The sequence below is a fragment of the Pyxidicoccus sp. M6 genome (assembly GCF_055568925.1).
In genome coordinates, this window is sequence record NZ_CM145714.1 from 8008018 (window position 1) to 8032907 (window position 24890).

General features: G+C 69.6%; 20 protein-coding genes. 14 read left to right on the forward strand and 6 right to left on the reverse strand.

From position 1 onward, the window contains the following. Positions 1–179 precede the first annotated feature (179 nt). The 5 genes from ACVTJA_RS31555 to ACVTJA_RS31575 are packed head-to-tail and all read left to right on the forward strand — an operon-like array spanning position 180 to position 4813. Positions 180–887, forward strand: coding sequence for a TetR/AcrR family transcriptional regulator (locus ACVTJA_RS31555; RefSeq protein ID WP_465825231.1), 708 nt, complete (start codon positions 180–182; stop codon positions 885–887). Beyond that, positions 884–1681 (forward strand): CoA transferase subunit A, encoded by a 798-nt coding sequence (locus tag ACVTJA_RS31560; RefSeq protein WP_465825232.1) that lies wholly within the window; start codon positions 884–886, stop codon positions 1679–1681. The genes ACVTJA_RS31555 and ACVTJA_RS31560 overlap by 4 nt, the downstream gene beginning before the upstream one ends. Continuing rightward, entirely contained in the window at positions 1678–2418 is a 741-nt protein-coding gene (locus ACVTJA_RS31565) for a CoA-transferase subunit beta (RefSeq protein WP_465825234.1), read from the forward strand. Before ACVTJA_RS31560 ends, ACVTJA_RS31565 begins: the two co-directional genes overlap by 4 nt. A 45-nt stretch (positions 2419–2463) precedes the next feature. Continuing rightward, positions 2464–3501 carry an alcohol dehydrogenase catalytic domain-containing protein gene (locus ACVTJA_RS31570; RefSeq protein WP_465825235.1) on the forward strand — a complete coding sequence of 346 codons (1038 nt, stop codon included), beginning with the start codon at positions 2464–2466 and terminating at the stop codon, positions 3499–3501. 52 nt (positions 3502–3553) lie between these two features. Beyond that, entirely contained in the window at positions 3554–4813 is a 1260-nt protein-coding gene (locus ACVTJA_RS31575) for a hydroxymethylglutaryl-CoA synthase family protein (protein WP_465825236.1), read from the forward strand. 42 nt (positions 4814–4855) lie between these two features. Here ACVTJA_RS31575 and ACVTJA_RS31580 read toward each other — a convergent pair whose 3' ends face one another. The 3 genes from ACVTJA_RS31580 to ACVTJA_RS31590 form a co-directional block, all read right to left on the reverse strand. Next, positions 4856–5161: a hypothetical protein gene (locus tag ACVTJA_RS31580; RefSeq protein ID WP_465825237.1), complete on the reverse strand. Its 306-nt coding sequence runs from the start codon at positions 5159–5161 to the stop codon at positions 4856–4858. A 103-nt stretch (positions 5162–5264) separates the two neighbouring features. After that, positions 5265–7739 carry a PQQ-dependent sugar dehydrogenase gene (locus ACVTJA_RS31585; protein ID WP_465825238.1) on the reverse strand — a complete coding sequence of 825 codons (2475 nt, stop codon included), beginning with the start codon at positions 7737–7739 and terminating at the stop codon, positions 5265–5267. Positions 7740–7844: 105 nt separating this feature from the next. Next, positions 7845–8702, reverse strand: coding sequence for a hypothetical protein (locus tag ACVTJA_RS31590; RefSeq protein WP_465825239.1), 858 nt, complete (start codon positions 8700–8702; stop codon positions 7845–7847). Between the two features lie 276 nt (positions 8703–8978). On the opposite strand from ACVTJA_RS31590, the gene ACVTJA_RS31595 reads away from it, so the two are divergent. The 5 genes from ACVTJA_RS31595 (at position 8979) to ACVTJA_RS31615 (ending at position 13373) form a co-directional block, all read left to right on the forward strand. Then, entirely contained in the window at positions 8979–9140 is a 162-nt protein-coding gene (locus tag ACVTJA_RS31595) for a hypothetical protein (protein ID WP_465825240.1), read from the forward strand. 167 nt (positions 9141–9307) lie between these two features. Next, complete coding sequence (locus ACVTJA_RS31600) at positions 9308–10069, forward strand: immunity 52 family protein (protein WP_465825241.1); 762 nt, start codon at positions 9308–9310, stop codon at positions 10067–10069. A gap of 62 nt (positions 10070–10131) precedes the next feature. Next, on the forward strand, positions 10132–11658 hold the full coding sequence (locus ACVTJA_RS31605; protein WP_465825242.1) for a Tox-REase-5 domain-containing protein: 1527 nt from the start codon (positions 10132–10134) through the stop codon (positions 11656–11658). 12 nt (positions 11659–11670) lie between these two features. After that, positions 11671–12423, forward strand: coding sequence for an Imm52 family immunity protein (locus ACVTJA_RS31610; protein ID WP_465825243.1), 753 nt, complete (start codon positions 11671–11673; stop codon positions 12421–12423). A gap of 131 nt (positions 12424–12554) precedes the next feature. Further along, positions 12555–13373 (forward strand): Imm52 family immunity protein, encoded by an 819-nt coding sequence (locus tag ACVTJA_RS31615; RefSeq protein WP_465825244.1) that lies wholly within the window; start codon positions 12555–12557, stop codon positions 13371–13373. 27 nt (positions 13374–13400) lie between these two features. On the opposite strand, the gene ACVTJA_RS31620 is transcribed toward ACVTJA_RS31615, so the two are convergent. Together ACVTJA_RS31620 and ACVTJA_RS31625 are read right to left on the reverse strand one after the other, a co-directional pair. Then, entirely contained in the window at positions 13401–14348 is a 948-nt protein-coding gene (locus ACVTJA_RS31620) for a DUF2381 family protein (RefSeq protein WP_465825245.1), read from the reverse strand. 82 nt (positions 14349–14430) lie between these two features. After that, the gene (locus tag ACVTJA_RS31625) at positions 14431–16341 is read right to left on the reverse strand and encodes a serine/threonine protein kinase (protein ID WP_465825246.1); all 1911 of its coding nucleotides are present in this window, start codon (positions 16339–16341) and stop codon (positions 14431–14433) included. A 183-nt stretch (positions 16342–16524) separates the two neighbouring features. Between ACVTJA_RS31625 and ACVTJA_RS31630 the strand changes: the two genes are divergently transcribed. Beyond that, a complete protein-coding gene (locus ACVTJA_RS31630) occupies positions 16525–17190 on the forward strand; it encodes an ArsR/SmtB family transcription factor (protein WP_465825247.1) in 666 nt (221 codons plus the stop codon). Between the two features lie 55 nt (positions 17191–17245). Next, positions 17246–18526, forward strand: coding sequence for an MFS transporter (locus ACVTJA_RS31635; protein WP_465825249.1), 1281 nt, complete (start codon positions 17246–17248; stop codon positions 18524–18526). 6 nt (positions 18527–18532) lie between these two features. On the opposite strand, the gene ACVTJA_RS31640 is transcribed toward ACVTJA_RS31635, so the two are convergent. Beyond that, positions 18533–19882, reverse strand: coding sequence for a DUF3943 domain-containing protein (locus ACVTJA_RS31640; protein WP_465840562.1), 1350 nt, complete (start codon positions 19880–19882; stop codon positions 18533–18535). Between the two features lie 362 nt (positions 19883–20244). Here ACVTJA_RS31640 and ppsA point away from each other — a divergent pair, with 362 nt between their 5' ends. After that, complete coding sequence (gene ppsA / locus ACVTJA_RS31645; RefSeq protein WP_465825250.1) at positions 20245–22608, forward strand: phosphoenolpyruvate synthase; 2364 nt, start codon at positions 20245–20247, stop codon at positions 22606–22608. Next, on the forward strand, positions 22605–24884 hold the full coding sequence (locus tag ACVTJA_RS31650; protein WP_465825251.1) for a sensor histidine kinase: 2280 nt from the start codon (positions 22605–22607) through the stop codon (positions 24882–24884). Before ppsA ends, ACVTJA_RS31650 begins: the two co-directional genes overlap by 4 nt. Positions 24885–24890 lie beyond the last annotated feature (6 nt).

Below are 24890 nucleotides of genomic sequence, written 5' to 3' on the forward strand. Positions count from 1 at the left end.
GCCAATCCAGTGACGGCCCGCCTGCTCTCGTAACTCCGCGAAACCCAAGGAGAACTTCGCGCCGCTCGTCTCGCTCTCCCACACGCCGAGCATTGACTCCTCGCGTCGCTTGGTGTTACCTACCGGTCGGTAGGTGCTGAGGGCCAATAATTTTCCAGTATCCATGGAAAGGGTCACACGTGACGAACAGCGGACGGAAGCCGGATGAGGGCGAGCGCTACCGGGCCATCCTCGAGACGTCGGCGCGGCTCATCTGCGAGCGCGGCTACGAGGGCACGTCGATGCAGGAGATTGCCGCCGCGTGCCGGATGACGAAGGCGGGGCTCTACCACCACATCCAGAACAAGGAGCAGCTCCTCTTCGCCATCATGAACTACGGGATGGACGTGTTCGAGGAGCAGGTCCTCTCGCGCGTGCAAGGCATTGAAGACCCGGTGGAGCGGCTGCGCGCGTGCATGCGTCACAACATCCTGCTGGTGACGCGCGGGTGGAGCAAGGAGGTCATCATCATCCTCCACGAGCACGCCACGCTCACCGGCGAGGCGCGCGCGTTCATCGACGCCCGGAAGAAGCGCTACGTGGACTTCCTCGAGGAGGCCTTCGCGCAGGCCGCGGCGTCCGGGCGCATCCGCCCGGTGGACCCCACCATCGGTGCCTTCTCGTTCCTGGGCATGGTGCTGTGGGTCTACAAGTGGTTCAAGCCGGACGGGCGCCTCACCGACGAGCAGATTGCCGACGGCATGGTGGACATGCTCTTCCCGCCCATCGTCGCGGCGGCCGTGGAGGGCCAGCCGGGCACGTCGTCGTTACGCGTGGTGCCCGCGCGCTCCGCCACCGGGACCGACGCTTCCTCCGGCTCCGCTTCAGGCTCGAAGGAGAAGCCGTGAAGACGGCGCGCTGGTGCTCGCTGGAGGAGGCCGTCGCCTCCATCCCGGACGGCGCGTCGCTGGCCACCGGGGGCTTCATGCTCGGCCGCGCGCCCATGGCGCTCGTCATGGAGCTCATCGCCCAGGGCAAGAAGAAGCTGGGCCTCATCTCGCTGCCCAACCCGCTGCCGGCGGAGTTCCTCGTCGCGGGCGGGTGTCTGGAGCGCGTGGAGCTGGCCTTCGGCGCGCTGAGCCTGGAGGGCCGCGTGCGGCCCATGCCCTGCCTCAAGCGGGCGATTGAAGCGGGCACCCTCTCCTGGCGCGAGCATGACGGCTACCGCGTCGTGCAGCGGCTTCGCGCCGCGTCCATGGGCCTGCCCTTCATCCCCGCGCCGGACGCGGACGTGTCCGGGCTGGCCCAGGTCGAGCCGCCGCGCACCGTGGTGGACCCCTTCACCGGGCAGAGCGTGACGGTGGAGCCCGCGTACTACCCGGACGTCGCGCTGATTCACGCGCGCGCCGCGGACGAGCGCGGCAACCTCTACATGGAGGACCCGACGACGGACCTGCTGGTGGCGGGCGCGGCGAGGCGGGTGATTGCCACGGTGGAGGAGCGCGTGGCGCGGCTGCCTCGCGCGACCATTCCTGGCTTCCAGGTGGACCGCATCGTCCTCGCTCCGGGCGGCGCGCTGCCTTCGGGCTGCGCGGGCCTCTACCCGCATGACGACGCGATGCTGAACCGCTACCTCGCGCTGGCCGAGGCGGGGCGCGAGGCGGAGTTCCTCGAGTCACTGGTGGCCCGGAGGGCGGCATGAGCCCCTGCATGGACGCAACGCCCGCGGAGACGGTGGTCTCCCTCCTGGCGAAGCAGATTGAGAACGGCGCCGTGGTGGCCACGGGCGTGGCCTCGCCGCTCGCGATTCTGGCCATCGCCGTGGCGCGCGCCACGCACGCGCCGGACCTGACGTACCTGGCCTGCGTGGGCTCGCTGGACCCGGACCTGCCCACGCTGCTCCCCTCCTCCGAGGACCTCGGCTACCTGCAAGGGCGCTCGGCGGAAATCACCATTCCGGACCTCTTCGACCATGCGCGGCGCGGCCGGGTGGACACCGTCTTCTTCGGCGCGGCCGAGGTGGACGCCACCGGCAGCACCAACATGACGGCCAGTGGCAGCCTGGAGAAGCCGCGCAACAAGTTCCCCGGCGTGGCGGGCGCGGCCACCCTGCGGCAGTGGGTGAAGCGGCCCGTGCTGCTGGTGCCCCGGCAGTCCCGCCGCAACCTCGTGCCCGAGGTGCAGGTGGCCACCACGAGAGACCCAAAGCGGCCCACCACGCTCATCTCCGACCTCGGCGTCTTCGAGCTGGGCCCCGAGGGTGCGCGCCTCGTCGCACTGCACCCCTGGGCGACGACGGAGATGCTGGAGGAGCGCACCGGCTTCACCTTCCGCGTGCCGGAGTCGATTCCCGTCACGCCGCTCCCGGACGTGCGCACGCTGGCGGCCATCCGCGACATCGACTCGCGCGGGCAGCGCAACCAGCTCGTCGGCGCCTGACCCGCCATTCACAAACAGCATTTTTGGATTCACGGAGGCATGGAGATGAAGGCCGTCGTTCTGCGCAGCTTTGGTGAGGCAGGCAATCTCAAGATGGAGACCGTCCCCATGCCCCGTCCCGGGCGCGGCGAGGTCTTGCTGAAGATTCACGCGTGCGGCGTCTGCTACCACGACGTCATCAACCGCCGCGGCAACCTGCCTCGCACCCACGTGCCCGCCATCCTCGGCCACGAGGCCGCGGGCGAGGTCATCGAGGTGGGCCCGGAAACGCCGGGCTGGAAGACGGGAGACCGCGCCGCCACGCTGCAGCGCCTGTCCTGCGGCGAGTGCGCGCTCTGCAAGAGCGGCCGCAACAGCCTCTGCAAGACGGACAACCGCTTCTTCGGCGAGGAGCTGCAGGGCGGCTACGCGCAGTTCATGGTGGCGCCGGTGGCGGGCCTGGGCCGCGTGCCCGCGTCGCTGCCGTGGGAAGAAGCCGCGACGGTGTGCTGCACCACGGGCACGGCGGTGCACACGCTGCGCACGCGCGGCCGCGTCCGCGCGGGTGAGACGGTGCTGATTACCGGCGCCAGCGGCGGCGTGGGCCTGTCCTCGGTGCAGCTCGCCAAGGTGGACGGCGCGCGCGTGATTGCGATTACGTCCGGCGAGGCCAAGGTGCAGCCGCTGAAGGACGCGGGCGCGGACGAGGTCATCGTCTCGCGCGGGCTGGACTTCGCGGCCGAGGTGCGCAAGCGCACGAAGGGCCAGGGCGTGGACCTGGCCGTGGAAATCGTCGGCAGCGCCACCTTCGACCAGACGCTGAAGTCCATGGCACCCGGCGGCCGCGTGGTGGTGGTGGGCAACCTGGAGTCGGGCATCGTCCAGGTGAACCCCGGCCTCGTCATCGTCAAGGAGCTGGAGATCATCGGCGCGTACGCCACCAACCAGCAGGAGCTGGACGAGGCCCTGCGGCTGACGGCCACCGGCAGCGTGCGCCAGTTCGTCACGGACAAGGTGCCGCTGGCGGAGGCTGCGCGGGCGCACTTCCGGCTGGAGAACCGCGAGGTGGCGGGCCGGCTGGTGCTGGTGCCGCCCGAGGCGTGAGAGCGGCGCGAGGCGCATTGACACGGATTCGGAGCACGAAGCGAGGAGTGCCATGAAGAAACGCGTGGGAATCGAAGCGTTGGCGGTGGCGGTGCCGTCCCGGTACGTGGACATCGAGGACCTGGCGCGGGCCCGCGGAGTAGACCCGGCGAAGTACACGTCCGGCCTCGGCGCGAAGGAGATGGCCGTCACGGACCCCGGCGAGGACACCGTGGCGCTGGCGGCCACGGCGGCCGCGCGCCTGCTGAAGCAGCAGGACGTGGACCCGTCCCGCATCGGCATGCTGGTGGTGGGCACCGAGACGGGCATCGACCACTCCAAGCCCGTCGCCTCGCACGTGCAGGGCCTGCTGAAGCTGCCTCGCACCATGCGCACCTATGACACGCAGCACGCGTGCTACGGCGGCACCGCGGGGCTCATGGCGGCGACGGAGTGGATTGCCTCCGGCGCGGGCGCGGGCAAGGTGGCCGTCGTCATCTGCTCGGACATCGCGCGGTACGGCCTCAACACCGCGGGCGAGCCCACGCAGGGCGGCGGCGCGGTGGCGCTGCTCGTCTCCGAGCAGCCGGACCTGCTGGCCATGGACGTGGGCCTCAACGGCACGTGCACCATGGACGTGTATGACTTCTGGCGTCCGGTGGGCCGCCGGGAGGCGCTGGTGGACGGGCACTACTCCATCAACTGCTACCTGGAGGCGCTGTCCGGCGCGTACCGCGGCTGGCGCGAGAAGGCCGTGGCGGCGGGGCTGGTGCGCTGGTCCGGGACGATGCCCGGCGAGCAGCTCGCGCGCATCGCCTACCACGTGCCCTTCTGCAAGATGGCGCGCAAGGCGCACGCGCAGCTCCGGCTCTGTGACTTGGAGGACGCGGTGGGCCCCGGGCCCGGCACGCCCGAGGCGCGTGAAGAGGTGGCGAAGTCCCAGGCGAGCTACGACGCGCAGGTGGCGACGTCGCTGGGTCTGAATTCGCGCATCGGCAACGTGTACACGGCGTCGCTGTACCTGGCGCTCGCGGGCCTCCTGCAGCGCGAGGCCGCTCAGCTCGCGGGCCAGCGCATGGGCCTGCTCTCGTACGGCAGCGGCTGCATGGCGGAGTTCTACTCCGGCGTCGTGGGCGAGAAAGCCGCGGAGCGCATGGCCCGCGCCGACCTGGACGCGGTGCTGGCGAAGCGCGAGCGCGTCTCCATCGAGGAGTACGAGCGTCTCATGAAGCTTGCCTCGGACGCGCCCGAGCCCATCGCTCCGGCCCCCGGCGCGTTCCGGCTCAAGGAGATTCGCGACCACAAGCGCATGTACGTCGAAGGGGCGCCCTGAAGTCCACCTGCCCTGGCGGCCATGCCCGGGTGCCGCCGGGGCCTACGCGCTGGTGTGGAAGCTCGCGGCGCCCGGTGACGCGCGGCGCTCCTCGGACACCGGAGCGAGGTTGTGGACGAGCAGCACGCGCAGCACGGTGTCGAGGGCGAACGAGATTCGGACGCCCTCCACCGTGGTGACGAAGCCCTCCTCGCCGCGCTCCAGGCGGGCCAGGACCTGTGCCAACGGCACGGCGCTCCCGAGCAGGAGCACGAGGTTCTCCAGATGCGTCTCGAGGTGCACCCGCACCTCGCCTGGAAGACGCTGAAGCTGTCGCTCCGCCCGCCGGGAGAAGAAGAGCCTGGGCATGAGAGCATGCTAGGCATCGGACACATGCTCCGCCCGGAATCCGGCAAGGCCGGCCGCTGAGCAGGCGGGCGGCCGGCCGCCTGTCGTGCTTGCTGGCCCTACCCTACCGGTACCAGCGCAGGCGCGCGACGGCGCCTCCGCCGTTCTCGTAGTACTCCATGACCACCCTGTGCCAGGCGGAGCGCGTGAAGTAGCGCCAGGTGACGTACGAGGTGGGCGCCTGGTCCCTCCACGCGTCGATGATGCGGTTGCCGTCCAGGTACACGCGGACGCCGTCATCCGCCTCGGCCGCGAAGAAGGTGCCGCCGGAGAACAGGTAGAAGTTGCCGGACCAGCGCACGGAGAACCCGTCCGCGCCCACCCACCTTGAAGGACTCCCTTGGCCCCAGTCGTGGTCGAGCGGCGCGGACTCGCAGCGCACCAGCGCCGGCGCGCCGGACAGCGACATGTTGTTGAAGTACTCCGCGAGGTACATGCCGTCCGGACACTCGCTGGGGAAGTCGAAGTCGTAGAGGGCCATGTACGAGGCGTCGCTCGTTCCCGCGACGATTTCGCGCTGCTGCGGGCCCGGCCCGTCCGCCCACCCCCGGAAGACGGCCTCCGACTGGGGCGACGGCGCGTAGACGGTGTGCGTGGAGCCGACGATGACCGTGCGCACCCGGGGCGCCGGGCCCGAGGCTCCGTCGAACACCAGCTCCAGCCCCGACGGTGACGTGTCCACCGTGAGCTGCACCGTGCGCGGGTACAGCGTCACGGTCCTCGACGCGGTCAGGCCCCTCGAGTCCGTCGCGGTGAGCGTGAGCACGAAATGGATTTCATCGCCGTGGTCCTCCACGGTGAACGTCCCGCTCGGGCCCGTGCTCGTGGAGTACGGGTGCGCGTGGCAGGTGCCTCCGGTGCAGTGCTGGAGGACGATGCTCCAGGCCAGACGGCTCGCGGGAATGGGGCCGTCCTCCGGGTCGCTCGCACTGCCGGAGTACGTCACCAGGTCACCCACGCTGAACCGGTACGCGGCGGACGGCGAGGTGATGGACACGGTGGGGGCCCGGTTGCCCACGTCGATGCGCAGGCTGGCGGAGTGGCTGCCGCCCCGCCCGTCCGTCACCGTCAGCCGCGCGGTGTAGCGGCCGGGCAGGTTGTACGTGTGCTCCGGATTCGCCATCGTCGTCGCGAGGGAGCCGTCTCCGAAGACCCAGCGGTACTGGAGCGTGTCGCCGTCCACGTCCCGCGAGCCGGCGCTGGAGAAGCGCACCCGCAGTGGCACGCCGCCGTTGGTGGGCGAGGCCGAGGCCACCGCCGTGGGCGGCGTGTTGCCCGCGGTGTAGCGGAAGCGCCGCAGCTCTCCCGCGAGGATGTCGACGAAGTAGAGATTCGTGTCCGGCCCCACGTCGAGCGCGACGATTCCGCCCACGTCGGTGGCGAAGTCCATGACGCTGCCCGGAACGAGGTTGTCATTGGCGTCGACTCGCAGGGAGCGAATCCAGCGCCGGGAGTAGTCGGCGAAGAAGTACGCGCCGCGCCAGGTCTCCGGATACGCCGTGCCCGTATAGAAGGCCCCACCCGTGGCCGTCTGGCCGACGGAGTGGTCCCAGACATACAGCGGGGCCTTCACCGCGGACTCGCCCAGCTCGTAGAGGTCCTGGCAGAGCGGCTTCGGTGCATAGCCTGGCTGGCGGAAGTAGCCCTCGTAACAGGGCCAGCCGAAGTTGGCGCCGGCGGTGGCGACGTTGATTTCCTCGTAGTCGTTCCAGCCCACGTCGCCCAGGTAGGGCACGCCCGTGTCCGGGCGCAGGTTGAAGCGATAGGGATTGCGAAGCCCAGATGCCCAGACCTTCGAGCGATTGGCATTGGCATCGCCATTCCAGAACGGATTCGTGGGTACCCCCTTCCCTTCGCGGGTGATGTGCAACACCTTGCCCGCGAGCGAGTCCACGTCCTGGGCCCGCAGGGCATCGTCATCCACCATGTCGAAACGGGATGCGTCCCCGTTCGTCAGGAAGAGCGTGCCGTCCGGGGCGAAGCGGAGGTTGCCCACGCTGTGCGAGGCACCGTCGGCCGGGATGCAGTCCACGCCCGGGAGGAAGTCCTTGCAGGAATTGCCCACCACGGAGCCCAGCAGCACGTATTCACTGGCGACAGACGCCGTGTCACCCACGGCGGTGTACCGCGCGAGGCGGGCCGTCTTCGGGCCTGTGTCGTCCACTGCGTCGTCGTCGTAGGTGTAGAGGAAGTAGACGAAGCCATTCGTGGCGAAGGCCGGGTCCACCGCGAGCCCGAGCAGGCCCCGGTCATGGTGCGAGTTCACCCGCGCCCGGAGGTCGAGGAAGGGCGTGGGCTGGAGCACTCCGTTCTTCACGAGCCGGACGAGACCGTCCTTCTGCGTGACGAGGATGCGCCCGTCGGGGAGCACCGCGAACTCCGTGGGGGTGGAGAGGCCCGAGGCCACCACCTCCATCGTGAATCCGGACGGAAGCAGCGTGGCGAGGGAAGAAGGCTCGGCCTCCGCGAGCAGGCTCCATGTGAGGCAGAGGAACAGACAGGTGGCGCTTCCGCGCGTCCAGCGGCTCGGAACTCTCATGAACACTCCGAGATGGGGGAGCCGGGAAGCTGGTGCTGGAATCGCGCCTGACCAGCGGCACTTCAGCCGTGGGTCACTGTCGCGTGGTGCGCGGCGCCGACGCGCTCACGCCGTACGCCAGCGCACCGCCAGCACCGAGACGGCCAGCAGCGCGGTGCCCGCGCCCACCGCGGCCATCAACGGACGGCGCAGCCCCGCGACGAGCGCCTTCAGTGCCCCACCCGCTCCGCGCACCGTCGCGGCGGAGGTCCGCTCGGCGAGCCGTTCCAGCGCCTGGGCCGAGGCTGCGGGGCTGTTGGCCAGCTCCTCTCGGATGCCCACGGCGAGGCCGTGCACCAGGGTGCGGCCGGTGCGCACGAGCATGCCCACGAGCGCATCGGCGTCCTCGCGGAGCTTCGACTCGATGCCCTCGACGAGTCCCCTGCCCACCTTCGAGGCAATCTCCGCTCCGCAGGGGGCGAAGCGCAGCGCGTCTTCCGCGAGCGTCGGCGCGGCCTCGTGGAGTTGCTCCACGACCGCCCTCACCACGCCCACGGCCATGGCCTGGGCGCGCTCGCCCGGGGTGCGAATCTCGCGGGTGCGGTCGCGGGCGAACTCCGCCACGCCGTCCAGCATGCGGTTGATGCGCTCCGCGAAGGCGTGGAAGGGCATGCCGCCGTCCTGCCACTCGCGCTCCAGCACATCCAGCGCGCCCTGCATCGCGGCCTCCGCCATGACATGGGCCACTGCGCCGGGCTCCGCGTGCTCGCGCTCGGCGGCCTCGTGCACCAGCCGGCCGAGCACCTTGAGCGCGTCCGTGATGAGGTCGCGCACCTGGCCATCCAGCTCGGGAATCTCCCTGCGCAGCCCGTCCGCCGCTCCGCTCACCGCGCCGACCACCGCTTCGCGCGCGGCCAGGCGCTCGAGCCCCAGGGCCAGGTTGCGCAGCGCCTCCACCGGGCCCGTCCTCGAATCCTTCCCCATGGACCCTCCCGTCCTTCGCGCCCGCCTGCCCCGCGCGGATGTGGTGCGTCTGTATGAAGGGTGGGAACGGGGTGTCATCCGGTCAACCAGTCCATGCCCGACACGGCGGGGGGCGGGCCTCTGCCTCCTCTCTGCCCTGTCCAGGATTGGACCTGTGGCCAATGGCTGAACGTCGCGCGTGCGCGCAGCGTATGGAGTGAAGTCGGAGTGCACATGGCATGTCCCCAGGCCGGGGCTGGTTCCTCCCTCCCCGCCGCGCCCCGGCCTGTCTTCGCCATGCGACCACGCCCGTCCTTCATGGAGCTCGAGCAGCTCTTCCCCGGCGACAGCGAGCTGGCCGGACGCATGCGCGCGTTCGACTGGAGCCGCACGCCGCTCGATGACCCGCCGGAGTCGCATGTCGACGAGTGCTGGCGCCTCGTCGCAAGGCGGGTCTAGTCAGTATTGCTGTGCGCCAGAGCAAGAGGGTCGAGGGTCTGGGCATTCCGATTGAGTGGCATGTCGCGGAGAAGCATGCTGCGGGGGCTATCGAGGCACTGCTTGAGAATGCGGGCGTCAAGGGAGTCAAGGTCATCCATACCCCAGTGCTCTGAGGACAGGACATCGTGACCGGCTCCCCCGAAACCAAGCCCTATCCCGAGACCTACCATGCCTGCGCCTATTGGGGGCCGCGGAAGGAGTCCGCAGAGGAGTGTGCTCGGCGGGCAGTGGACTTCCTCAACCTGCTGGCTTCATGCGATCCACTCCTTGCCAACTGGAACAAGATTCCCAAGCCGCGTGGCAAGGGCCGCAAGACGCCCCTCATGCCTCCTGACCTGGCCACCCTCACCGAGGCGTTCCGGCGTGGCGTCAACCGGGAACCCGGAGGACCCGCCATCGAGGAACTGGGCTTATCGGTCTGGGCCTACAACGATGGTTCCGGTCAGGACTTCGCCAGCTTGAGCATGCGCTGCGGCAGCTTCGCACGAGGGGGCACGGCCAATGCGTGCGTGTTGGACCTGCCCTCGCGAGGAGCGAGCGCGGAACAGCTGCTCACCCTTCCTCTCCTGGCGAACGTGGTGCGAGGCATGGTGTCCTGCTGGGAGCCGGACTGGGCGTTGGCCGGTTCATCGGCCTACAGGATGCAATACCGGGAGCCTGATTCATCCCCCTTCTCCCTCAACTGGCTGACCTATCTTTCGCACCGTCTGGGCAGGGTGCCACCCCTTCCCGCCCCCGTGCGCATCGAGCCGGTCGAGGACCGGGGCACCCTCATCATCCTCACCCCCGAGCGCTTCACCGTGGCCAATCCAGAGCATGTGGCGCTGGCCCGAAGGGTGCGCGAGTTACTCGCCCGGGCCGGCCTCTTGCCACCTGCTGCGGCATGACTCCAAGTCCTGACACGCGAACCATTCACGTGACTTCGCGCCCGCGGACCTCGGGGTGGCCCATGCGCGCTGAAGCGTCGCGTGTCTCCTGGCTGCTGATCGCCACCCTGCTGGTCACGGGCTGCGCGTCGATACCTCCGTCATCTGTCCGAAGGCCAGAGCTGGGCTACGCACCGCGCACCGTCGCGCAGTCGGGGCCAGACTCGGGACGCGAAGCACGAGTTGCTGGAAGCGTCCGCGCTCGCGGCGGTGCGCAGGAAGACGCGTGGGAGCAGTTGCTGACGGACTCGGGGCTGGGCGCAGCGGACGCACGCCCCTTGCCCGGCAGCACGCTGACGCCTGCGCATGCGGTGCGGCTGCTGGGGGTGCTGCTTCGCAAGCCCGTCACGCTCGGGACATTCCCGGCTCGCATGGCCGTGGGCTCCCTGCTGCGCGAGGTGCTGCAAGGGGGCGCCGTCTCTCATCCCGAGCTCTTGAGCCGAGTGGAGCGCTTCACGCGAGTGGCGGTGCTGAGGCAGGATGGGTACCTGGCCTGGGTGCGGACAGGAAGCACGCAGCAGAAGGCCGCGTCCGTGGAGTGGAGGGACGGCGCATTCCGGGCAGGCCCCTTCGAGCTGGGGCGTTTCTACGTGAGCAATGGCTCTGTCTTCCGGCTCGCGAACGAGCGACTGGAGCCCGTCGAGAGCTCCGTGTTCGTCGAGGTGTACGACGATGCGGACTACCTCGGCCGCTCGCTGGACGGGGCCGAGGCGGCGTTCCTGAAGCTGGCACTCTCGTTGGGCGAGTTCTTCACACGCCCGTTGGACAGCATCGCCGCGCTGAAGCACCTTCCGGCTGGCGTCGCCGCGCTCATCGTCTCTTCGCCCGAATACTTCGAGCGCTTCCGGTACATGACGCGCGGCGAGCAGGTGCGCGCGGTGGCCGAGCTGGCCACCAACCTCCTCGCGACGACGGGCACGGCCACTGCCACCACGCGCACGGTGACGGGGGCATTGGCAGGTGCCGAGGCGACGGTGCCGGCCCTGTCGCTATCCGCGCAGGGGGCGCTGACACTGGAGCGTGTGGCGGTGCCAGTGGGACGCATGGCCTCGGTACTGGGTGGCGGACCCGGAGCCGCCATCATCCTCCAGCGCGCCAACTCGGCCGCTGGGGCGGCGTCTCCTGGCGGGGGGCGCGAGCCGGGGCAATGGGGGCCCTCCGAGGAGAAGGGCGCGCCGGCTCGCGCCAGGGCCTACCAGGAGCAGATTTCAGGGCGCTCGTACGACGAGGCCTACTGGGTGGGCGGCGTGGGAAGGAAGAGTGGCGGGACGAAGTTCGACGGGTACAAGAACGGTGTGCTCCTGGAGGCCAAGGGCCCCGGGTATGCCGAGTTCTTCGAAGAGAACTTCGCGCCCAAGGATTGGTTCAAGCACTCAGAGGGTGCTGCGGAGCTTCTCCGTCAGGCGCAGAGACAGCGTGAGCGGGTCAAAGGCCTGGGCATTCCGATTGAGTGGCATGTCGCCGAGAAACATGCTGCGAATGCCATTCGGAAGATGCTCGACGATGAGGGCATCGTGGAAATCACGGTCATTCATACCCCTGCGCACTGAAAAGAGGACTTCGTGACCGGCGGCGTTGCCCCATTGCCTTATCCTGAGAGCTGGCGTGCCCGTGCCTTTTGGGGCCCGCGGAAGGAGTCCGCCGAGGAGTGTGCTCAGCGGGCCGTGGACTTCCTCAACCTGCTGGCTTCGTGCGACCCCCTTCTGGCCAGTTGGAACAAGATCCCCAAGCCGCGTGGAAAGGGCCGCAAGACGCCCCTCATGCCTCCTGACCTGGCCACCCTCACCGAGGCCTTCCGGCGCGGCGTCAACCGGGAACCTGGCGGCCCAGTCATCGAGGAACTGGGTCTGCGCGTCGAGGCCTACAACGATGGCACCGGCCAGGACTCCGCCTCGTTGACGATGCAGTGCGGCGGCTATGGGAGCGGTCAGTTCCCCAATGTGTGCGTGCTGGACCTGCCCTCGCGAGGAACGAGCGCCGAGCGACTGCTCACCCTTCCCCTACTGACGCGCGTGGTGCGAACCATGGTGGCCTGTTGGGAGCCGGAGTGGGCGATGGCCGGTTCGGTGGCCTACCTTCCGAACCAGGAACCCAACTCCCCGCCGTTCTCCCTCAACTGGCTGGCGTATTTCTCTCGCCGCATGGGCAGGGTTCCTCCCCTGCCCGCGCCTGTACGCATCGAGCCCGTCGAGGACCGGGGTGCCTTCGTCATCCTCGACCCTGAGCGCGTCACGGCGGCCAATCCGGAGCACGTGGCGTTGGCTCGAAGGGTGAACGAGTTGCTCACGCTGGCCGGCCTCCTCAAAGCCCGCTGAGGTCTGAATCCAGGTCCCGGAGTGGCATGTCGCGGAGAAGCATGCTGCGGAGGCCATCAAGCGGCTTCGGAGGAGCGATAACATCCAGGAGATCAAGGTCATCCACACCTCGGCCCTCTGTGGAAAGCACCGTGAGCACCGCTCGTGAGACCGAGAGCTATCCCGAGACGTACTACACCGGTGCCTACTGGGGCCCGCGGAAGGAGTCCGCCGAGGAGTGTGCTCGGCGAGCCGTGCACTTCCTCAACACGCTGGCTTCGTGCGACCCGCTCCTGGCCAGTTGGAACAAGATCCCCAAGCCGCGCGGGAAGGGCCGTAAGACGCCCCTCACACCGCCTGACCTGGCAACCCTCACCGAGGCGTTCCGGCGCGGAGTCAACCGGGAACCCGGAGGACCGGCTATCGAGCAACTGGGCCTGCGCGTAGCGGCCTACAACGATGGCACTGGTCAGGATTTCGTTTCTTTGACCATGCAATGCGGCGGCTACACGCAAGCCTTGTCCAACGTGTGCCTACTGAATTTGCCGTCACGAGGAGAAAGTGCCGACCGGCTGACCACAGTTCCTCTGCTGACAAACGTCGTACGCGCCATGGTGTCCTCTTGGGAGCCCGATTGGGCGATGGCCGGCTCGAGCGCCTACCGGAGGTTCGACGGGGAACCCAATTCCTCGCCGTTCTTCCTCAACTGGCTCACGTATCTCTCGCACCGCCTGCTCCTGGCACGGACGCGCGTGTCCCCGGCGTTTCGTGTCAGCGGCGCGCTCACGGCGGGAGTGCTCGCCTCCGGCTGGCTTCTCGAGCGTACGGCGGGAATCCCGAACCCGACCGGCCCCGCGCTGGCGTGGCTCGAGCACCACCCGGTGCTGCTCCTCCTCGTGCTGGCGCGCAGTGCCATCGTCGCGCGTGCGAGCGAGCCCGCTCCCATCCCCGTATCGGTGCGCGAAGAGTAGCCATGCGCGCCTTTGCCCGCGATGGAGCTACGGGAACGTCACGTTGTCGAGGGTGACGGGATGTCGGCCACCTTCGCCCCACAGCTTCAGGATGAAGGTGCTATTCGCTACGTCCTGAACCGCTGCCTCCACCACTACGCGGCGTCTCTGCGCGCCGGACACGGAGGCGTCCTGCCAAACGGTCACGTCCGTCAGTTCCTCGCCTGCCCTTTCCCGAAGCAGAGCTCCCTCCGCATTCCAGGGACCGAGCTCTTCGGGGACGTCCAGCCATAGCTCCACTGCTACACGATTGAAGGAACGGAAGTTCCGGACGGTTCGCACATGGAGGGACGCACCGGACACCGGAACATCCCTCGTCTTCACCTGCTCGGAGATGACGCCAGTCTTGTCCAGCACTCCAGTGGCAAGCAGGCTCGTGAGCCCGCTGGGACGCGACAACTCGGCTCGCAGGCGGCCCACCTGCTCGTGACATGACTGGAGCTGCGCGACCTTTTCCTTCATCTCCGCCAGCAGGGATTCGGGATGCCGCGGCTGCCGGTAGACCTCCACCTGCCGCTCGGCCAGCGCGGACTGCTGTACCACCAGGGTGAACGTGGCGCTGGCCGGCCCCTCGCCACCCTTGAAGGGCACCGTCAGTCGGAGCCGCTGCCCGGGGACAGCCTGATCCGAGGGCACGAGGAGAATCGACTCCTCCGCGATGGAGACGCATACCTGCTCGCGCCTTTGGAGCCGCACGCCTTCGCGGTCGAGGGTGGCTCCATGAAAGCGGAACGCGGTGGTGAGCCCCGGGCTGATGACCACCTCGGGCGCGGAGTTGGCTGCATCCTGTCCCAGCTCGATATGACGCACGCCGGGGGCCTCGGGCTTCTGGCCCGATTGCGCGGCGGCGGTGCTCTGCTCGACGAGCGCCTCGGGCTGCTGGCCCGGTCGAGCATCGGCAGCGCTCCCCACGATGAGCGCCAGGAACAGGGGCATGACACACGTCGATTGCAGCACGGAGGTGACCTCTTGGATGGGGCCTGTGGTTCTTCAGCCACCTGCGGCTGCGTTCCTGGATTCACTTGAAGCGGTCGACTGCCTCGACGTCTCCAACGCTGAAGACACGGGCGGCGGCGGGAGTGCTGCCCGGCTCGATGACGAGACCACGCTTGTCATCGGTGCCATACATCTCCATGCAGATGGGGATGATGCCATCGGGCGTGCGCGCCTCTGTGAGCCGGCCGTAGACGCGCTCCTTGCCGAGAATGAGCCGCCCGCGAAGGAGCGTGGGATCCCTCAGCTTCTCCCAGTACCCCACCAGATTCACTTCGATGAAGCCTTCGCGCACCGTGATGTCCTGGCGCCGTACTCCAGGAAAGTCGAAGGGGTGGCCACCACCAATGACGAGACCGAGCTTCTTCATGGTCTCCACCGCCCCAGGAGGACAGCTCTCGGGTGGAGGATCCGCGCGGACCGGAGTCCCAGCGCAGGCCAGCGTCGCCGACGTGGCGCCCACACAGAGCGCCTTGCGCACGGAGCCCAGGCCCGGAGCTCGGGAGGTAGTAGAAGTGGAAGGTGCAGCAGCCGTCTTCTTCACGGGAGTCTTGTCCTCGGCGTGCGTCGCGGGAACAGCGACGGCCGCAGGAGGAAGGGCCGCCCGGGGCGGGGCTGCGGCGGTGCCAGTGTCAGGGGATGCCACCTCACGCGCCACTTCATGGCCGGACGACCCGAGAGGTAGCACAGGCATGCGCCCCCCGGCGGATGCCAGGGGAGGCTCCTCGCGCGGGGACATCGCCCCTTCGCCCAGCACCTTTGCTCCCACGATGGCCGCGCCCAAGGCGGCTACGAGGGTGGCGCTGGTCAACCAACCCCTCCACCATGTCTCAGGACGGTCCGAAGCCCTCAGCCTCACCACCTCGCGTCGGGCTCGCCTCACGTGAGGCCTCGGCACAGGCAGCTCGGGCCCCAGCACCAGCCTCCGACGAGGTGGCGTCACGGACGGCGCAGGCAGCTTGGGCAGGCGGATGCGCCTCGCTCCATGCTCCGTCCCCTCCTCCCATTCGAAGACGGTGCGTTCCCACGCCGTGGCATCACCCATGGCCACCGCCGCGACGAGCGCGGCGTGAACTTCATTGCCCGTCTGGAAGCGCGCCTCGGGTGACTTCGAGAGCAGTCGCATGATGACGTCGCTCAAGGCACGGGGCACTCGGCGATGGAAGGCCGCGGGCGCCGGAGGCACCACCGCATCGACCTGCAGGTAGAGCAGGTCCGGAGGCAGGTCGGGCGAGAACGGCCAGTGGCCCGTCACCAGGCGGTAGAGACAGACGCCGAGCGCATACAGGTCGTCGGTGGCCCGGGCCACGTACCGCGCCCCGGGGCGCCGGGCGTGCTTGAGGAAGAATCGCACCGCCTCCGGGCTGAGCAGGTGCAGGGTGGCTGGAGGTAGCACCGCCGACGTGACGGTGTCCGCGCCTGCATATCGCCCCACGCCGAAGTCGATGAGCATGGGCTCGCCATCCGACTCACGGATGAGCACGTGCTCGGGCTTGAAGTCGCGGTGCAGCACGCCCTTGTCGTGCAGCGCGCCCAGCGCCAGGGCCACCTTGCCCACCTTCTCGGCCAGCAGCCGGAAGGACGGATTCACCGTCTCCACCCACGTGTGCAGCGCGGGGCCGGGCACCCAGTCCATGACGAAGTAGAGGTACCCCGTGCGCGGGTGCGGCCAGCGCCCGCTCGCATGCAGCCGCACCACGTTCGGATGGGCGGCCCGGGACATCAGCAGCTCCACCTCGCGCTCCGCCCGCCCGTCCCCCTGCCGCAGCGAGAGCTTCAGCGCATAGAAGTCTCCCGGACACGCCACGTCCTCCACCCGGTAGACGGCTCCGTAGCCGCCCATGCCCAGACGCTCCACCACGCGCCAGGCGCCCACCTCCGTCCCGGGCCCCAGCGCCCCCGGGTGCACCTGCCAGTCTTCCACGTGCATGGGCATACGACTTCCAGCCTCCATCGACAACCCATCAACCTAGCAGGTTGACACCCCCACGCGCAGAAAGGATGCATGTACCGCCCGGCCCCTGGCGCATCGCGGGGCCGCGGCCTGGACGCGCGCCACCTTGACACGGCCAGAGGCGGTGACTATTCAATAAATCAATAGAATAGCTGAGGATGGGAAATGGGGAACCGGGCTTTCAAGAACGCGCTGTACGAGCAGCTCGCTCGCATCTCCAAGGCCATTGCCAGCCCCCGGCGTCTGGAGCTCGTGGACCTGCTGGCCCAGGGTGAGCGCACCGTGGAGGCGCTCGCCCGAGAGGCGGCCCTGAGCGTCGCCAGCACGTCGCAGCACCTCCAAGTGCTCCGCGAGTCGCATGTGGTGGAGGCGCGCAAGGACGGCCTCTACGTCTACTACCGGCTGGCCAGTCCCGCCGTCTTCGCACTGGTGCAGAGCGTGCGCAGCGTGGCCGAGGCCCAGCTGGCCGAGATGCAGCGCGTGGTGGACACCTACCTCGAGGACCGCAACGCGCTCGACGCGGTGGGACGCGAAGAGCTGCTGGAGCGCGCCCGTGCCGGCGAGGTCGTCGTCATCGATGTACGCCCCGCCGAGGAGTACGCCGCCGGTCATATTCCGGGAGCCCTCGGCATCCCCATCGCCGAGCTGGAGACACGCCTGAAGGAGCTGCCGCGCCGCCGCGAGGTGGTGGCCTATTGCCGCGGCCCGTACTGCGTCTACGCGAACGAGGCGGTGAAGCTCCTGCGCGCGCATGGCCGCAAGGCACGCCGCCTCCACGAAGGCTTTCCAGAGTGGCGTGCCGCGGGCCTGCCCACGGAGGCGTCATCATGACTTTCAAGCCTCCCGAGTCCGAGGCCATCCTCCGCTTCAACCAGGGACGGGCGCCGTGAGCCGCGGGGACAGCACTCCGGCGGTACGCCTGGGCCTGCGGGCCAACCTCGGCCAGTTCTCCCTGCTGGTGCTCGTCAACGCCTTCGTGGGCGCGATGGTGGGACTGGAGCGCAGCATCCTCCCCAGCCTGGCCGAGCAGGAGTTCGGCCTCGTCGCCCGCTCGGCGGTCCTCTCCTTCATCGTGGCCTTCGGCCTCTCCAAGGCGGCCACCAACTACTTCGCGGGGCGCCTGTCGGACGCCTGGGGGCGCAAGGGTGTGCTGGTGGCGGGCTGGCTGCTGGGAGTGCCTGTGCCCTTCCTGCTCATCTGGGCCCCGTCCTGGGCGTGGATTCTCGGGGCCAATGTGCTGCTGGGCGCGAGCCAGGGCCTCACCTGGTCCACCACCGTCATCATGAAGATTGACCTGGCCGGGCCAGAGCGCCGCGGTCTCGCCATGGGGCTCAACGAGTTCGCCGGCTACGTGGCCGTGGCCCTCTCCGCGCTCGCCACGGGCTACCTCGCGGCACGCCATGGCCTGAGGCCCGAGCCCTTCTACCTGGGCTTCGCCTACGTCGCGCCAGGCCTGCTGCTGTCGGCCTTCCTGGTGCGCGAGACGCGCGGGCATGCCGAGGCCGAGGCGCGCACGCACTCCGCCAGCGCGACGTCCCCTCGCGGCGTCTTCGTGCGCACGAGCTTCACCGACCGCGAGCTGTCGAGCGTCACCCAGGCCGGCTTCGTCAACAACCTCAACGACGGAATGGCCTGGGGCCTGTTTCCCCTGGTGTACGCGGCGGCGGGCCTCTCACTGGCACGGGTGGGGACGCTCGCCGCCATCTACCCGGCCGTGTGGGGCGTCGCGCAGCTCTTCACCGGAGCACTGTCGGACCGGTTGGGCCGCAAGTGGCTCATCGCCTCCGGAATGTGGGTGCAGGCGGGCGGCATCGCGCTGATGGTGTCCGGGCGGAGCACGGCGCTCTTCATTCTCTCGGGCGTGTTGCTGGGCCTCGGCACCGCCATGGTCTACCCGACGCTGCTGGCCGCGATTGGTGACGTGGCGCACCCTTCGTGGCGCTCATCGGCCGTGGGCGTCTACCGGCTGTGGCGAGACGCGGGCTATGCCGCGGGCGCACTGGTGGCGGGCATCACGGCCGATGCGCTGGGCGTACCGGCCGCCATCACCCTCGTGGCCATTCTCACGGGTGTCTCGGGCGTACTCGTGGCCGTGCGAATGCGAGAGACACATGGCGCGCGCCACGCCACGTTGACCGGGCCCGGGCCCGGCTCCGCGCTCTCATGAGCGTGCTCAGTGCACCGACAGGAAGAAGCGCAGCTCGTAGGTGTCCTTGTCCACGTCCGGGAAGCCGTCGAACTCGCTGTGGCGCTGGAAGAAGTTCACCTCCGTGCCCAACCCCAGCCGGTCGAGCACGGGCAAATCCAATTGGAGCTGTCCGGTGTGGACCTGGTGCGAGCCTCCCGAGCCGTTCAGCACCGCGACGCGCGACACCCCCGCCTCCAGCGTGAGGATGTCCCACGCACTGTTCGCATAGACGACGCGGAGCTGGAGGCCCACGCCCGGGCCATAGTCGTAGTCGCGGTCCTCGGTGCCGTTGTGTCCGGAGGAGATGCCGGTGAGCACGCTGCCCTGCACCCACAGCGCCGCCTTCAGCTTCGAGTGCGTGGAGAGCTGGCGCTGGTGCAGCAGGCCCACGTCCAGGGACTGGCCGCCCACCACGTACGCCACCGTGTCCACGTAGCTCAGTTGCTGCAGGAGGCCCAGGCGCAGCTCGTCCCGCCCGGTGCGCACCAGCGTCTTCGCCGCGAGCAGCCCCGTCAGCCCCGCGTGGCTGACGAGGCTGTCCTCCCGGGTGGTGAGCTGGATGTGCGCGTCGAAGGCGTCGAAGGGACGGTCGATGTCGCCACGGAACATGTCCCCGTAGCGCAGCGAGAACTGGGTGAAGAACTGGTCGCTGCCTCGCGCCTGGAGCTTGCCTTCGCCGAGGCTCAGGTAGCCCAGCGTGCCCCAGGCCGCGAGCGCGTGCGCCCGCCATTCCGGAGGCGAGGGCTCGTGCCGGAAGGTGTCGCCACGCAGCAGCCGGTTGACGCCCCGGATGGGGCTGATGAGCCCCGCGGTCAGCTCCCGGCCGACCCGCTCGCGCCCCGTGGTCTCCGTGTCGAGCACCCAGGAGGACAGCCGGTAGAGGGCTTCACCCATGGCCATCCCGCCCATGGTGGTGTTGACGAGGTCGTTGATGGACGGCGGCTCGTTCTCCGCGAACACCTCCCACTGGGTGCTGCCCAGCAGCATGAAGGGGACGGCTCCCACGTAGGAGATGCCGTTGTCGCGCGCGGCCGTGTAGTAGAGGCCGCCATGGTAGGGATGCGCGAACTGGTTCGTGGAGAAGCCGTCCTTGTCCCAGCCGAAGCCCGCGTACAGGTTGTCCCGCCACGTCTGGGGACTCACGCGTGCCCAGTCCTTCTGGCCGAGCGTCCTGTCCCAGGCCCATACGCCCAGGTTGATGGCGGTGACCTCCCCCAGCGCGAGCCACGGGTGGCGCTCCTGCGCCGTGTCCTCTTCAACAACCTCCTCGGCCCGCGGGGCATCCTCGGGCGGCGTTGCTTCCGACGCATGCGCGGCGGTGCAGGTGAGGACCATCAACACGCCCAGGACGCGCCGTCGCGCCCGGGCCGCGCGTGGGCTCCCCCGTCGTGGGCTGCTGTCGCTGGTCCTCGTGGAGTGCTGCCGCGTCCCACACATCCGCCCGCCCCGGCGCGGCCCCGCGCCGCGAACCGCGAAGGTAGGCATCCGCTATCCGCCAGGCGCCCCGCCTTCCGGGGAGGGGGCGGCGGCAGGCACGGACCTCCGAGTGGGGCAGCGCTCCCCTCCTCCAGCGGGCGGATGCCCCCGTGGCAGCACTGCCAGGGTCCCTCCCCGCGAGTGCGATTGCGCGGTGAAGGCAGTGAGCCAGAGATTGCGCTGTAGGCCCGTCGGGTGTCGCGGCCGGGGGAGCACATGACATGCAGACGACGTTGACGCCCGGCGATGGCTCATCCGAGGACGGCATCTCGGGGCAGGTGTCCGCCTCCAGGCAGGAGTCCCCTCCCCCCGTCCTCTGGTTCGAGTCCCTGTCGCGCGGAGACACCGCCATCGCCGGTGGCAAGGGGGCCAACCTCGGCGAGCTGACACGGGCCGGGCTGCCCGTTCCCCGGGGCTTCGTCGTCACCGCCGCCGCCTTCACCGCCTCCCTGGAGCCCCTCCGCTCCCGCCTCTCGGAGCTGTGGCGCCGCATCGACCCCGATGACGCCGAGTCGCTCGCCACGCTCTCCGGTGAGCTGAAGCAGCTCGTGCGCGAGGCGGAGCTCCCCGCCCCCGTGCGCGCCGCGCTGCTCGGCGCATACCGACAGCTCGGGAAGGAACGCGCCGTGGCCGTCCGCTCCTCCGCCACCTCCGAGGACACCGCGGACACCTCCTTCGCGGGCATGCATGAGACCTACACCAACGTCGTGGGTGAGGACGCGGTGCTGGACAAGGTGCGCGAGTGCTGGGCCTCCGCCTATGGCCAGCGCGTCATCGCCTACCGCCGCAGCCAGGGACTCTCCGAGGAGCCCACCCTCGCCGTGGTGGTGCAGGAGATGGTGGACTCCCAGCGCTCCGGAGTCCTCTTCACCGTGGACCCATCCACGGGAGACACGGAGCGGCTCGTCATCGAGGGCGCCTTCGGGCTCGGCGAAGTCGTCGTCGGAGGCCAGGTGGAGCCGGACACGTACGTGGTGAGCAAGCAGCGCCTGCGCCTCATGGAGGTCCGCGTCGGCCACAAGGACTTCCAGATTGTCCGCGAGGGCCACGGGAAGGAGCGCCGCGTCGAGCTGTCTCCCGAGGAGGCCGACCGCCGCGTGCTGAAGGACGAGGAGGTGCTGGAGCTGGCACGGCTCGGGCTGCGCGTGGAGAAGCACTACGGCTCACCGCAGGACGTGGAGTGGGCCGAGTCCGGAGGCCGCCTGTACCTCGTGCAATCGCGCCCCATCACCACGCTGACCGGCGCGGGCCAGGCACCGAGAAAAACCGAGGCCCCGGCCGCGAAGGGGCCGGCGCTCGTCACCGGCCTGGGCGCCTCGCCCGGCGTCGTGTCCGGACGCGTGCGCGTGCTGCGCCACCCCGACGAGGGCAAGCGGCTGCGCCAGGGCGAGGTGCTCGTCGCGCCGATGACGTCTCCGGACTGGGTGCCCACGCTGCGCCGCGCCGCCGCCATCGTCACCGACAGCGGCGGCATGACGTGCCACGCCGCCATCGTCAGCCGCGAGCTGCGCATTCCCTGCGTGGTGGGCACGCGCTCGGCCACGCGCGTGCTTCGTGACGACGAGGAGGTGACGGTGGACGGAGCCACCGGCCAGGTGCGCGCGGGACTGGAGGCCGCCCCCGTGTCAGCGCGGGCCGCCCCGGCCCAGGCGCCCACGGTGGCCGCCGAGCCCGAGCCGCTCGCCACGCGGCTCTACGTCAACCTCGCGCTGCCCGGACAGGCGAAGGAGGTGGCCGCGCTCCCGGTGGATGGCGTGGGGCTCCTGCGCGCCGAGTTCATGCTCACGGACGCGCTCGGCGGCGTGCACCCGAAGCGGCTCCTGGCCCTGGGCCGGCGCGACGAGTTCGTCGAGAAGCTGGCCGGCTCGCTGCTGGAAATCACCCGCGCCTTCCACCCGCGTCCCGTCGTGTACCGGACCACCGACTTCCGCACCAACGAGTTCCGCGGCCTGGAGGGCGGCGCCGACTTCGAGCCCACCGAGGCCAACCCGATGATTGGCTACCGCGGCTGCTACCGCTACCTCCGCGAGCCCGAAATCTTCCAGCTCGAGCTGGAGGTGCTCGCCCGCGTGCGCGAGGAGACGCCCAACCTGCACGTGATGATTCCCTTCGTGCGCACGAAGTGGGAGCTGGAGGCGTGCCTGGAGGCGATGGACAAGAGCCCCCTGGGCCGGCAGCGGGGCCTCCAGCGCTGGGTGATGGCGGAGGTGCCCTCCGTCGTCTACCGCATCCCCGAGTACGCGAAGCTGGGCATCACCGGCGTGTCCATCGGCTCCAATGACCTGACGCAGCTCATGCTCGGCGTGGACCGGGACTCGGAGCTGTGCGCGGAGCTGTTCGACGAGTCGGACGCGGCGGTGCTGGACGCCATCATCCACATCATCCGCGCGGCCCGCGAGGCGGGCATCACCTCGTCGCTGTGCGGCCAGGCGCCGTCCAACCGGCCGGAGTTCGCCGAGCACCTGGTGCGCGCCGGCATCACCTCCATCTCCGTGGACCCGGGAGCCGCCAGAGCGGCGCGGAGGGTCATCGCCGCGGCGGAGCGACGGCTGCTCCTGGAGTCCGCACGGGCAGGGCATGTATGACGCCCCGCCCTGGCAACGCCCGGGCTCCCCGGCTGGAGCAGGTGGTCGGCAACATGGGACTGCTCGCGGCCGGGCTCGCCGGGGTCATGGCCGTGGTAGCCATCCTGGCCTGGAGCCTGGAGGGCACGGGCCTCCCCCACGTCTTCTTCGGCATCTCGGTCGTCGCGTTCTTCGCGCTCGCCGTGTTCCTGTGGCTGCTCACCCGGAACGCGCGCATGCTTTCGCGCATGGAGGCGGAGCGGCAGCGCATGGAGCAGTCGCTCCGGATGTCCGAGGCCCGCCTCGCGGCCATCGTCTCCAGCGCGGCCGACGCCATCATCTCCGTCGACGGCGCGCAGCGCATCACCGTCTTCAACGAGGGCGCGGAGCACATCTTCGGCTACTCCGCCCGCGAGGCCGTGGGCCAGCCCCTGGACCTGCTCATCCCGGAGCGCTTCCAGCAGGTCCACCGGCAGCACGTCGAGCGCTTCGGCGCGGACGCGCCGTTGTCACGGTCCATGGCGGAGCGGATTCCCATCGTCGGGCGGCGCAGGACCGGGGACGAGTTCCCCGCGGAGGCCAGCATCTCCAAGGTGGACGTGGGCGGGACGCACCTGCTCACCGTCATGCTGCGCGACATCTCCGCCCGGAAGCATGCGGAGGAGGTGCTCCGCGACAGCGAGGAGCACTTCCGGACCGCGTTCGAGGATGCCCCCATCGGCATGGCCATCGTCGGGCTGGACGGCCGCTTCCTGAACGTGAACGACTGCCTGTGCGGGATTGTCGGTTACTCGCAGCGGGAGCTCCTCACCCGGCACTTCCGGGACATCACCTGGCACGAGGACCTGGAGGTGGACCTGGCGAACTTCCGGCGGCTGCTCACGGGGGAAATCGGCTCGTACCAGCGGGAGAAGCGCTACATCCACAAGACGGGCCACATCGTCGACATCCTGCTGACGAGCTCCCTGGTGCGCGACTCCCGGGGCGAGCCGCTCCACTTCATCGCGCACATGCAGGACATCTCCGAGCGGAAGCTGTTCGAGCAGGCCCTGCGCTTCCTGGCCGAGGCGGGGCCGCGCCTCGCGGGCTCGCTCAAGACCCGGACGACGCTCGCCACCGTGGCACGGCTCGCCGTGCCGACGCTGGCGGACTGGTGCGTGGTGGAACTGGTGGATGAAAACGGGCACGCCCTGTCATTGGAAGGAGTGGCGGCCACGCCGGAGAAGTCGCAGTTGCTGGACACGCTGCTCAGCGCGTACCCCCATGACCCGATACGCCATGGGAATATCGTCGCGGGCGTGCTCCAGACGGGACGCTCCGTCCTGTTCCCGGAGGTCCCGGAGACGCTGCTCGAGGAGATGGCCGAGGACGGTGCCCACCTGGAGATACTCCACCGCATCGCGCCGGTGTCGGGCATCGTCGTGCCGCTCCAGGCTCGCGGGCGCATCCTGGGCGTGGTCATCCTCTGGACCTCCGAGTCGGAGCGCCACTTCGGCACCCGGGATTTGACGCTGGCCGAGGAGCTGGCCAACCGCGCCGCGCTCGCCATCGACAATGCCTTCCTCCACGAGAAGTCCGTGCAGGCCACGCACATCCGCGACGAGGTCCTGCGCGTCGTCGCCCATGACCTCCGCACGCCCCTCAATGTCATCGCCCTGAGCGCCGCGACGATGCTGAAGCGACAGCCCGGCGGGCAGCGGACCGCGGACACGCGGCCGCTCGAGGCCATCCGGAAGGCGGTGGCGCGCTCCCACCGGCTCATCCAGGACCTGCTGGACGTCGCCAAGATGGAGGCCGGCCACCTCAAGGTGGCGCGCGCTGCGCTGGACACCCCGTCCCTCGTGCGAGAGGCCATCGAGCTGCACCGGGCGCTCGCGGAGGTGAAGTCCATCCAGCTCGTGGCCGACGTCCCCGAGGACGCCCCGCCGCTCCTCGCCGACCATGACCGGGTACTGCAAATCCTCTCCAACCTCATCAGCAACGCGCTCAAGTTCACTCCCGAGGGCGGAACCGTCGCCGTGCGGGCCGAGCCCGAGGGCGGCACGGTGCGCTTCTCGGTGAGGGACACGGGGGCCGGCATCGACGCGGAGGACCTCCCCAATCTCTTCGAGCCCTTCTGGCAGGCCCGGGTGGGAGGCAAGGATGGCGCGGGACTGGGGCTCGCCATCGTGAAGGGGCTCGTCGATGCCCACGGCGGCCATGTCTGGGTGGAGAGCAGCCCCGGCATGGGGAGCACCTTCTCCTTCTCGCTTCCCACCGGGCCGCAGCCCGAGCCGCAAATCACGCACCACGCATGAGGAGGG